We start from the raw sequence: 11,465 nt of genomic DNA on the forward strand, positions 1-11,465 counted from the left end.
TAGTTTAGATAAGTAAAATAAAAAATTTAACTTAGTTAGTTGAAAGTGCATTTATAAAAGGAGTATGTAATTATGCCTATACAAGATTTTTCAAAAATAATACATAAGGAAGGATATATATTTATAGTAATATCAGCAGCTGTAACTTTCTTACTAGGCTCGTTTAGTACAGCACTTGGCTGGATGGGAGCTCTTGTAACAATTTTTTGTGTTTATTTCTTTCGTAATCCTAATCGTGTAGTTCCTAAAGAGTCAGGATTGGTAATTAGTCCTGCAGATGGTAGAATACAATCTATTCTTCATGCTATGCCACCACCAGAATTAGGTTTGCTAGAAGAGGAAATGTTAAAAATTAGTATATTTTTAGGCGTACTTGATGTTCATGTGAATAGAATACCAGCTGATGGAAAAATTGTATCATTAAATTATAACCCTGGTAAATTTATAAATGCTTCTCTTGATAAAGCAAGTATTCATAATGAACGTCAATCTGTAGTAATGGAAACTACTGATAAGCAAACAATAGTTTTTGTGCAAATAGCTGGATTAATTGCTAGAAGAATAGTTTGTGACTTAGAAGAAGGAAATGAGGTTAGTGCTGGTGATCGTTTTGGTATAATCAGATTTGGGAGTAGGGTAGATATTTATTTACCTAAAAAAACTGTGCCATTAGTAGCTGTAGGCCAAAGCTGTATAGGAGGAGAAACAATACTTGCTGATTTTAAATCAAAAAGAATTGCACCTGCAAAGTATGACACTAAATAATATATTATGCAGATAAAAAATTTAAATATCGAATAATGTGTTAGAAATGTGATGGGAAGATATCAGCTTTTTAAAAAGCCTAAATTAAGCTATCCAATGCCTTTTATTAAGTTGTTTCCTAGTATAATTACATTATTAGGGTTATCTATAGGCGTAAGTTCTATACGATATGCGCTTGATAATAAATGGGAGATAGCTGTAGTTTGTATATTAGTTGCTGTAGTAGTTGATGGCATTGATGGTAGAATAGCTAGACTACTTAATGCTACTTCTACTTTTGGAGCAGAGTTAGACTCACTTTGTGATTTTGTTAATTTTGGATTATCAGCAGCATTAGTCACATATTTATGGCTAGCTCCTACTCAACAGCAAAAATTAGTGTCTTGGATATCTGTATTAGTATTTGTCATTTGTATAGCTATTAGATTAGCAAGATTTAATATTGGTATACTAAATAATGAAACTAGTAATAAGAAAAAATATTTTTTTGTTGGAGTACCTGCTCCTATAGGTGCATTGTTGTGTTTAATGCCTGTTATGCTAGATTTTGATATTCTTCCAATCTGGAGCTTGCAAATTAGAAATTATAAACTTTGTATTAATATTTACTTACTAATTGTTGGTTTTTTAATGGCAAGCAGGATTCCTACATTTTCAATAAAGAATATTGTTATTAGACCTCAATATATTTGGATTTGTTTATTATTATTTGCTACAATAGGAGTTACTCTATTAATTTATCCATGGTATATTATTCCTGCATTTGCTTTAAGTTATATTATTAGTATTCCAGTAAGTATAGTTACAGCTAGAAGAATTAATTAATATTGAATATAATGTATTATATTCAATATCTTTTTAGATAAAATATATGTTGTACGCTAAATTACAGCATTTAGTTGCTTTACTTACTGCTTGGATTGGGCTGATGGGGCTAGGGGATATATATCATCATTCATACTTAAGTTTGATATCTATTTTCATAACTTATTTTGTATCTTTGTATTTCAAATTATTTTCTATTACGCCAGTTCCTATTATAAAATCTATGGTGTATTGTATATGGTTATTATTTGAAGTAGTAAAATCTGCTATAGTTGTTACTAGGATTATTTGGCAAGATAATTTTCAGCTTAACTCTTGTATGTTATGGATAGAATTTAGCGAACTTTCTGAGGTAGAAAAAGTAATATATGCAAATAGCATTACTCTTACTCCTGGTACAGCAGTAGTAGACACAACACAGGATAAAATATTAGTTCATGTTTTAAATGCAGAAAATGCTGTATTAGATAACACTGAGCTATATGCTGACTTTCTTAAGCTAAAAAATAGAATATTAAAGATTAGGCAATGATACTTATAGTAGGACTATTTATTTTAACAGGATGTATATTTGTTTTAATAGTCAATTTTTTATTAGCTAAGTCTAATCTAGAAAGAATATTATATATTAACAGCTTAACTAATTTAGTATCTCTATTTATTGTATTTATTGGTATGAGTCATTACACTAGGTATTTTATTGATATATCAATAATCTACCTACTATTAAGCTTTATTGCAACGAATGCATATATGAAGTTTTATTTAAAAAATTAATTATTGAAAATAATATGTTACTTAATATTTAGCACATGAGTATATACTATGTTAAGCCAAATGATGATTTTCTATTTTTACTAGCTAATTTTTTATTAAAAAATTATACATCATCACTTGATAAGGTTAAGGTTATATTACCTTATAGTCAACAATGTCAGGAACTCAAAAAAATAATAATGCTTACAGCTCAAAAAGAAGCTATGTTATTACCAGATGTGTTAACATTAAAACAATTTATTACTTCTTTTATTGCTGCTAGTAACTACTCGTTATCTATTTGTTGCCAGTTAAGTTCTTATGAACAAGAAGCAGTACTTTCTAAAATTATTCAACAACATAATCAACAACAGATTCGTTTAGGTGATGCTCTTAAGTTAAGTGGAAAATTATTACATCTTTTTCAACAACTAGAAAGTCAACAAATCAATCTAACTCAATTAAAAGATTTTGTTGATCAAATGGATAGTTCAGAATACTGGCAAAATACATATAAATTCTTAAGCTTGGCATATATTGAGTGGAGTAAATTATATAGTAACAGCAGTTATGATAGTAAAAGCGATATTTTTTCACAACTACAAGATTTATTAAAATCTAACCTAAGTTCGAATATAGTTATCTTAGCAGGGTTATTACCAACTAGTAAGCTAGAGCTGATAATTTTTAAGGAAGTACTTTCTTTGGAGTTTGGAAATGTAATTTTTCCACCAATTTATTTAGAAGAATTGTGTTATAGTGTAAAAAATTCAAGTAATACTTTATATGATTTTCAGTATTTTGTTAAATCATGCAATATTTCACTAGATGATGTAACATATCTAGCTAAAGAAATAGCATTACCAACAAAAAATAAACCTATACAATTATCAGAGTTTTTAGATTTGCCAAAGTTAAACTTAGTAGCATCAGATACTAAGTTTAACAGTGATATTCCTATTGATATTGAATATGTTAAGGTTAACAGCCAATATGATGAAGCTAAGTTAGTTGCAGCTATGATTCATAACTATTTAATCAAAGCTAATGCTAAACATAATAAAATTTTAGTTGTTACTACTACTTCAAGCTTTACTACTTTGTTGACAATGCACTTAAGCAAGTATCAGATAAACTATGCTAATCTTACAAATGTTGATATTAAGCAATTATTAGAAATAAATTTTATACTAGTATTAGCAGATTTAGTATCTAGCAATTTTAGCATTAGTAAATTTATTAATTTAATTAAAACTCCATTACTTACTAGTAGTAGCAGTAATAAATTTGAAAATCTGATTTTAAAAAATAAGTTTCAACAATCAGAACTTAAACAAATTTTACTTGATTTAACTATTAGTAAAGATGATAGCGAATTGCAAAAATGGGCTACTTTTATTCTTAGCGCTTTAGATAATTTATGGATATATTATAATTGTAATACTATTTTGTGTGATCAGCTGATTATAGATTTATTGCAAGCAGCTGAAAAATTGACAGAAGGAAAAATTTGGCAATTTCAATTCAGTAAAAGAATATCTGATGTTCTAAAAGAAGTTATTCATATTGCTAAGCAGTTTGGGAATATTGATATTAGAGATTTTAGCAATGTTCTTACAGAATTGGTTACTATGATTAAATTTAACTATGAACATGATTATAATGCTAATGTTGTTATTACAGGCGCAGATAGCGCTATATTATTAAGTGCAGATTATATTATTATACCAGAATTTAATAATGATCATTGGCCTGGTAACTCAATTCAAAATCCATGGCTTAACCAAGCTATATACAGTAAGTTAGGATTAATTGAACGTAATGCTCATTATGATAGAAAACAATATATATTATATACTATATTACAGAAAGCTCATGTTAGTTTGACCAATTCTCAATTTACTGCATCAGGTAAGACTAACGATTCTCAATTTATCTTAAAATTACAACTTCTTGCTTTTAAAAATCCTTTAATTCGCATTAGAGTAAATGACTTAAAGCTTCAACATAATCAAAATTATACTTCTGTGGATAATAAATCTACAACATTCCAAATATCGTCTGGCATGTTACTGTCTAGTGCTGATATAGTCAAAACGATATCTGCAACAGATATTGAAATGCTAATTAGAAATCCTTATGGATTTTACGCTAAAAATATATTAAGACTAAAACCAGTAATACTAAATGATGATCAATTAACACAAGCGAAATTTGGCGACTTTATTCATACTGTAATTCATAGGTATACTATTTGCTACAAGGATATGGAGGAAAGTAAATTAATAAACTATTTTATTGATATAGGTAAACAATTAATAGATTGTTACAACTGTAGTTCATTTGCTAAAATGGTATGGCTAACTAAGCTGCATCAATTAGCTGAGGAATTTGTGAGATTTGATATGGAGAGGAGAAATGAAGGATTTAAGATTTTTTCGGAACAGTTAGGACAAATTTCACTAAATATTAATAATCATGCGCTAAATATTATGGCTATAGCAGATAGAATAGAATATTCACAAAATGGTGAATGCTACATTATCGATTTTAAAACTGGTACAGTTCCTAATAAAAAAGAAGTACAGCATGGAATAGCAACTCAATTAATTATTGAAAGTATTATACTATATAAAGGTGGGTTTAAAGACTTACCTACAATTATGCCTAATAAAATAATTTATATTAAAATTACTTCTACTAAGCCATTACTTGAGTTTACAGAAATAACAGTAGATCAAGAAATGTTAGATAAACATGAGTTAGGCTTAGTAGAGTTACTGCAATATTACATTAAAGACGGAGGAGTATTTTTTCCTTCTCCTGTTGATAAGTTAGCTCCAAAATATAATAACTATAAGCATTTAGCACGTTATTTAATTTAAATGTAATTACAAATATTAAACTAATAGTAATACAAGAAGTTAATAATAGCATAAATCAAAAAGATAGCTGTTGTGTATTTTTCAAATTTTCTAGAGCAGGATTCATATTCTTATCTGGAAAAAACCATTATTTGTTTTACTGCCGATACTAACTTACATCTTGTAAAAAGTTATTGTTATATAATATCAATAATGATGATGGTTAATAAGATTAAGATGGTTGCTACTATAGTTAAGCTGTTACTTAGCTCTAAGTTATTACTTAATCTTAGAATTTTAGGAAATTGTAATTTTGATTGCCAAGAAAAGAATTTATTGCTGTATAAATCAATAAAATTACAAACTTTGTGATATATGATATTTTCTGGCAATAGTATTTTTCCTGAAATTTTTGTAGGACAGCTAACATAGTTAGCAATAAGTCCAGCAGTAATTATTGTTAGTTGTTGCAATAGGTATGTAAAATCTGCGATATAGAAATATAGTATTAAATTAATAGTAATGAAGCATATAATTGCAATGTATTCTGCTATATTAATATATTTTGTACCATCTATTCCATATACTTGAGAAAATTTTATTATTCTTACATTTTTGCAGATCGACGTCAAAGGAATACATAATAGCTGTGTTGCCATAATAATATTGAGGAAATAAATAATATTATTATTTTTTAATGCTAATACATTAGTATAGTAAAAGGTTGTAAAAGGGGTAGCAAAAAATAATGCTAAACTATAACCAATAGCAATTAGTAAAACTGGATCTATAGTAACCATCTTATTACTAAAATCAGTAAAGGAAGTTAAGGTATATTTATCTTTTAACCAACCACATATTAACATAATAACGCATTGGCACGGAATATAGCTTATGCATAAAAACATTAGGACTGCTTCTTGATTATAATTACTTAATGCATTGTAATCAGTGTTATGTTCATATATTCCAAGCATTACAAGTATAATGCCAGTTTTTGCAATAGAAGAGTATGAGAAAGATCTTTTAATTTCATTTTCTAGAATAGAATAAATAATACCGAATGCAGTTATAAATATACCAATTATTATTAATATTTTTAATCCTAGGAATAGTTTGAATATCCATATTAAATTTATTGTAGTAGTTAGCATTGATAAATAAACACTTCCTGTTGTTTTACTTATAGAATAGCTATCTACTAACCAATATGAAAATATCGGGCAAGCAATATTTATCAGTAACCCTAGTAATATAATTATTGCAGCTAAAGTTAGGTAGCTATTATATTCAAAATCTTGTATCAACTTAGCCAAATTAATAATTGGTAACCCATATGAACTAATTATAATGCTGCTACCTGCTAATATTAGCATAATACTCAATGAGTGTACTATTAAGTACTGGTAAGCTGTTTCAATTTGAGATTCATTGGTTTTATTATATATCATTAAAACTGCTGCTAAAGATGCAAATTCTAAGCTATAAACCATAGTTGAAAAATCTACTGACAGCATTGAAATAATACTAATTCCAGTATATAACATAGCTATAATTACGCTAAAGTTGCTACAATGTTGGTTTTTCCAAGCTGATAAATTAATACAGCTAGAACATAACAAAATACATAAACATGCTATTTTATTATAGTAGTTATATTGAAAGGAAAACTGCCATATTTCATAAAAATTATAGTACACACTTTCTGGTTGCGCACTACATATGATAGCTGCTATAACTGGTAAAAAGACAGCTAACATATTGAAGATTTTAAAGTATCTAAAGATATATAATATTGCAGACGATAATATTAAAAAAATACCTGGATGTAACAATATTTCTTGAAAGCTAGCTTTTTCCATCATTCCGCTCATTATAGGAGTAGTTTTGTCTCAAAAAACTACTAAAAAATATTTTAGTTATTAAATTTAAAATTCAATATTTAGAGATTATGTAATAAATTATACATTGTTTGCCCGATTTTTGCAGGAGATTCTGCAATACAAACTCCAGCGCTTTTTAATGCTTCTAATTTACTGCTGGCAGCTCCTTTTTCTCCATCTATTATTGCTCCAGCATGTCCCATTCTTTTGCCAGGAGGAGCAGTTACTCCAGCTATAAATCCCACTATTGGCTTCTTAATTCTAGATGATTTTAAGAAATCTGCTGCTTCTTCTTCTGCGCTGCCACCTATCTCTCCAATAATAATTATTGCTTTGGTATCATCATCTGCTAGAAATAATTCTAAACAATCAACAAAACTAGTACCATTAATTGTATCTCCACCAATACCAATACATGTTGATTGACCTAATCCAACTTCTGTAGTTTGAGCTACTGCTTCGTAAGTTAAAGTTCCAGAACGAGAGATAATTCCTATTGAACCTGCTTTATGAATATGTCCTGGCATAATTCCAATTTTACATTGCTCTGGAGTAATAATCCCTGGACAGTTTGGTCCGATTAACCTAGTTTTACTCCCTTTCAATACTTGCTTGATTTTTAGCATATCAAGCACTGGAATACCTTCTGTAATACAAACTAATAATTCTATACCAGCATCAATAGCTTCAAATATAGAGTCAGCAGCAAAAGCTGGAGGAACATATATTACACTAGCTGTAGCTCCAGTTTTTTGAACAGCCTCATCAACAGAATTATATACTGGTAAATTCAAGATAGTTTGTCCACCTTTACCTGGGGTAACTCCTCCAACCATTTTAGTTCCATATTTTAATGCTTGCTCAGTATGAAAAGTTCCTTGAGCGCCTGTTATACCTTGACATATAACTTTAGTATTTCTATCAACCAATACTGACATACATTTTTCCTTATTTAACTAACTGCTTCAACTATTTTTCTAGCAGCATCATCTAAATCATTAGCTGCTACTATTTGTAATTTTGAATTACTTAATATTTCTTTACCAAGTTCAAAGTTAGTACCAGCTAATCTAACAACCAAAGGTATAGATAAATTTATTTCCTTAGCTGCTGCTAATACTCCTTCAGCAATAATATCACATCGCATAATTCCTCCAAAAATGTTAATTAATATTCCTTTAACATTTTGATCAGATGATATAATTTTTAAGGCCTCTGCTACTCTTTTCTTATCAGCACTTCCTCCAACATCCAGGAAATTAGCTGGTTCTGCCCCATAAAGCTTAATAATATCCATAGTGGCCATTGCTAGACCAGCCCCATTAACCATACATCCAATATTGCCATTCATTCTAACATAACTTAAATCAGCTTTAGTAGCTCTTAACTCTAGATGATCTTCTTCATCTTCATCACGCATTCCTTGAATTAATGGCTGCCTAAACAAAGCACTATCATCAAAGTTTATTTTAGCATCAAGTGCTATTAGTTTATCGTCCAAAGTAATAATTAGAGGATTAATTTCAACTTGAGTAGCATCAGTATTAATTAGCATGCTATAAACTGCACTCATTATTTTAGCCATTTGTTTTGCTAAATCTCCAGTAAGGCCAAGCTGAAAAATAATTTTACGACTATGAAATGGTTGTATACCAGTTAAAATATTTATCTTAACTTTGATGATTTTATCTGGATTAGTATGAGCTACTTCTTCAATATTAATTCCTCCTGCAGAAGATGCCATAAAAGTAATACAATGATTTGACCGATCTATCACTGCTCCTAAGTATAGCTCTAGCTTGATCTTAGCAGCAGATTCAATATATATTCTTTGCACTTTTTGTCCTTTAGGACCAGTTTGTGGAGTTACTAAATTCATTCCCCACATATTCTTTGCTAAGTTTTTTGCTTCATTTTTATCATTTGATATTTTAATGCCGCCACCTATTTTTCTACCGCCTGCATGTATTTGAGCTTTTATAACAAATGTATCAGTAGCTAGTGAGTCAATTGCGTAATCAATATCTTCATACTTCAGTATTGCAATTCCAGGCTGAATTGGAACATTGTATTTACTAAGGATTTCCTTTGCCTGATATTCATGTATATTCATTACTTAATCCTATAAATCATTTTAGTGTTAAATATAATTTATTACTTGAATGTAACTTAAAAAATATAATTTGCAATATTTATTATTTTAGAACCAACGGAATAGCTACCCATACCATATTTCATAATCATTCTTTTTAATATAACAGATTTATCTAGTAACCCTAAGCTGATTTTACGAACTGTAGCAAGCAAAGGTAAATTATTAGAAAATAGTCTATTGAGATTATCAGTAAGTAAATACATTGTGTAATTATCCAAGAATCTATCTCTTTGATAAAGTTTAAATTCACTACTTGTCATCTCTAGTCCTAATGATTTCCTTGAGTATAATATATCAGTTAAGCTATTAATATCTTTTATGCTTTGATTTAACCCTTGTCCAGCTAAAGGATGAATCATATGAGCAGTATCTCCGACTAATACAACGTTATTATGATAATATTGTTTTGCGATTTTAGCTTTTAATGGATATAACACTGGAGTCGTAATAATTTCAATTTTTCCAAGAGAGCAACCAAATTTATCTTGAACATAATTAGTTAGAGATTTTTTATCCATTTGAGCGTATAATGTTGCTAGATTGCTCTTTTCTACCCATACTATTGAAGATACCTGCTGATCAGCTAAAGGTAAAGCAGCAAACGGACCATTAGGCAAAAAATGCTCAACAGCAGTCCCGAAGTGTTGTTTTTGGTGTCTTACGTTAAAAACTATTGCAGATTGATGATACTCTTTATCAATCAAATATTCAAAATATTGTTTTCTAGCAATTGAATTGCAGCCATCGCAAACAATTAAGAGATCGCAATGGATTTTACTGCTGGTATTGATATCAATTGCAGTACTATGCTGATGTGAATCAATCGATACGTAAGAAGTATTATCAATTACATTAATCAAAGGATTATTTTGAACGAGTTCTATTAATTTGACATATAAGTTACTGTTTTCAATCATATACCCAATACTATCAAACTCTGATTTACTGGCATTTAGATGTACCATCATTGTTGATTTGTTATCAACGACATAGACTTCATTAATATTAGAGATATATGGTTCAATATCTTTCCAAATATTAAAATTCTTAAAAATTGATTTTGAGCGTTGAGTTAAAGCTGTTGTTCTAGTATCTAAATAGTTTGTATTTGAAAGATTTTTTTTTTCAATGATTGTGGATTTAATATTGTAACTTGCTAGACCTAGTGCAGTTATCATGCCATTGAAACCACAGCCTAATATAATTATTTCCTCTTTCTTCATTTAAGTTGCCTATTTGCCAAATATGAACACAGTAATTAATTAAGATATACTTTGTAAACTAAATTTTAAAGCTGTAATTATACGATCCAGAGAAATAGTTAGAATAAGCAGTATTTATTAATTTAAGAGTTAGTTTATCAATTTTAAGCTAATTTAAGCTAAAATTATAATCATTAGCAAAATATAAAGAAATAATTACATAAACTAAGATGGCTGGGACGGGTGGGATCGAACCACCGCATGACGATACCAAAAACCGTTGCCTTACCGCTTGGCTACGTCCCAATTTATTGCAAAGTAAAATACCACAAATTAATATTAAATGCTATAATTTTTGTCAATTGAATAACAAACTTATTATTAATTATGCTTCTTCAGTAACTACTGCAGCATCTAACTTTGACTTATTATCTGATGAAAGGTCTTTTACAACGCTATCCAGTTCCATTTGATTACATAGGCCTAATAATACAGGATCACGTGCATGGATATCTTTCATATTCCAATGTGTTTTTTCTCGAATTGCTTTAATAGTGGTTTTAGTAGTACCAACTAGCTTAATAATTTGATAATCTTGAATATCAGGATAAGTTCTTAATAACCAGTATATTGCATCAGGTTTATCATGTCTTCTTGCAATTGGCGTATATCTAGTTACTTTTTTTACTTTTTTGTTACCTAATAAGCAATCAGTATCATCCTTATGAAGCTGCAATATAGCTCTTGAATTGTTGCTACATCTATCAATTTCTTCCTGAGTTAGTTGATTAGTTAAAATTGGATTTATTGGTTTTATTCCTTGTGCTACTTCACCATTTGCAATGTTTTTAATTTCCAACTCATGCATACCACAGAATTCTGCAATTTGCTTAAATGTTAGAGCTGTGTTATCGATTAACCAAATTGCAGTAGCAATTGGCATTATCGGGTTTTTTTTGTTTTGATCCATAATTTATATAACTTATAAACCGTTTATATTCTTGAGCTATTATAA

10 protein-coding genes and 1 tRNA gene are annotated in these 11,465 nt (G+C 28.9%); 5 read left to right on the plus strand and 6 right to left on the minus strand.

From position 1 onward, the window contains the following. Positions 1-69 precede the first annotated feature (69 nt). From OTBS_RS00705 to OTBS_RS00725, 5 genes are all read left to right on the plus strand, one after another. On the plus strand, positions 70-765 hold the full coding sequence (locus tag OTBS_RS00705) for a phosphatidylserine decarboxylase (RefSeq protein ID WP_410517957.1): 696 nt from the start codon (positions 70-72) through the stop codon (positions 763-765). A gap of 51 nt (positions 766-816) precedes the next feature. Then, positions 817-1,590, plus strand: a complete 774-nt coding sequence (locus OTBS_RS00710) for a CDP-alcohol phosphatidyltransferase family protein (protein ID WP_041621405.1) — start codon at positions 817-819, stop codon at positions 1,588-1,590. A gap of 46 nt (positions 1,591-1,636) precedes the next feature. Then, positions 1,637-2,122, plus strand: a complete 486-nt coding sequence (locus OTBS_RS00715) for a Na+/H+ antiporter subunit E (protein WP_011944294.1) — start codon at positions 1,637-1,639, stop codon at positions 2,120-2,122. Further along, a complete protein-coding gene (locus OTBS_RS18125) occupies positions 2,119-2,367 on the plus strand; it encodes a monovalent cation/H+ antiporter complex subunit F (RefSeq protein ID WP_041621073.1) in 249 nt (82 codons plus the stop codon). Before OTBS_RS00715 ends, OTBS_RS18125 begins: the two co-directional genes overlap by 4 nt. Before the next feature lie 179 nt (positions 2,368-2,546). After that, positions 2,547-5,231: a PD-(D/E)XK nuclease family protein gene (locus OTBS_RS00725; RefSeq protein WP_232488828.1), complete on the plus strand. Its 2,685-nt coding sequence runs from the start codon at positions 2,547-2,549 to the stop codon at positions 5,229-5,231. A 176-nt stretch (positions 5,232-5,407) separates the two neighbouring features. Here OTBS_RS00725 and OTBS_RS00730 read toward each other — a convergent pair whose 3' ends face one another. The 6 genes from OTBS_RS00730 to OTBS_RS00755 form a co-directional block, all read right to left on the minus strand. Beyond that, a complete protein-coding gene (locus OTBS_RS00730; protein WP_232488829.1) occupies positions 5,408-7,075 on the minus strand; it encodes a proton-conducting transporter membrane subunit in 1,668 nt (555 codons plus the stop codon). 77 nt (positions 7,076-7,152) lie between these two features. Next, complete coding sequence (gene sucD, locus OTBS_RS00735) at positions 7,153-8,031, minus strand: succinate--CoA ligase subunit alpha (RefSeq protein ID WP_011944297.1); 879 nt, start codon at positions 8,029-8,031, stop codon at positions 7,153-7,155. A gap of 14 nt (positions 8,032-8,045) precedes the next feature. Beyond that, complete coding sequence (gene sucC / locus OTBS_RS00740) at positions 8,046-9,206, minus strand: ADP-forming succinate--CoA ligase subunit beta (protein WP_011944298.1); 1,161 nt, start codon at positions 9,204-9,206, stop codon at positions 8,046-8,048. 56 nt (positions 9,207-9,262) lie between these two features. Then, positions 9,263-10,471 carry an FAD-dependent monooxygenase gene (locus tag OTBS_RS00745; RefSeq protein ID WP_041621074.1) on the minus strand — a complete coding sequence of 403 codons (1,209 nt, stop codon included), beginning with the start codon at positions 10,469-10,471 and terminating at the stop codon, positions 9,263-9,265. 210 nt (positions 10,472-10,681) lie between these two features. After that, a tRNA-Gln gene (locus tag OTBS_RS00750) sits at positions 10,682-10,756 on the minus strand. A 79-nt stretch (positions 10,757-10,835) separates the two neighbouring features. Then, a complete protein-coding gene (locus tag OTBS_RS00755; RefSeq protein WP_011944300.1) occupies positions 10,836-11,420 on the minus strand; it encodes a cell cycle transcriptional regulator TrcR in 585 nt (194 codons plus the stop codon). Positions 11,421-11,465: the final 45 nt, after the last annotated feature.

Source organism: Orientia tsutsugamushi str. Boryong (assembly GCF_000063545.1).
Classification (GTDB): Bacteria; Pseudomonadota; Alphaproteobacteria; order Rickettsiales; family Rickettsiaceae; genus Orientia; species Orientia tsutsugamushi_C.

Excerpts from the sequence above, each read along its gene's own strand:
- OTBS_RS00710 (WP_041621405.1), top strand. The coding sequence starts at position 817 with ATGGGAAGATATCAGCTTTTTAAAAAGCCTAAATTAAGCTATCCAATG.
- OTBS_RS00715 (WP_011944294.1), top strand. The coding sequence starts at position 1,637 with ATGTTGTACGCTAAATTACAGCATTTAGTTGCTTTACTTACTGCTTGG.
- OTBS_RS18125 (WP_041621073.1), top strand. The coding sequence starts at position 2,119 with ATGATACTTATAGTAGGACTATTTATTTTAACAGGATGTATATTTGTT.
- OTBS_RS00725 (WP_232488828.1), top strand. The coding sequence starts at position 2,547 with ATGCTTACAGCTCAAAAAGAAGCTATGTTATTACCAGATGTGTTAACA.
- OTBS_RS00730 (WP_232488829.1), bottom strand. The coding sequence starts at position 7,075 with ATGATGGAAAAAGCTAGCTTTCAAGAAATATTGTTACATCCAGGTATT.
- sucD (WP_011944297.1), bottom strand. The coding sequence starts at position 8,031 with ATGTCAGTATTGGTTGATAGAAATACTAAAGTTATATGTCAAGGTATA.
- sucC (WP_011944298.1), bottom strand. The coding sequence starts at position 9,206 with ATGAATATACATGAATATCAGGCAAAGGAAATCCTTAGTAAATACAAT.
- OTBS_RS00745 (WP_041621074.1), bottom strand. The coding sequence starts at position 10,471 with ATGAAGAAAGAGGAAATAATTATATTAGGCTGTGGTTTCAATGGCATG.
- OTBS_RS00755 (WP_011944300.1), bottom strand. The coding sequence starts at position 11,420 with ATGGATCAAAACAAAAAAAACCCGATAATGCCAATTGCTACTGCAATT.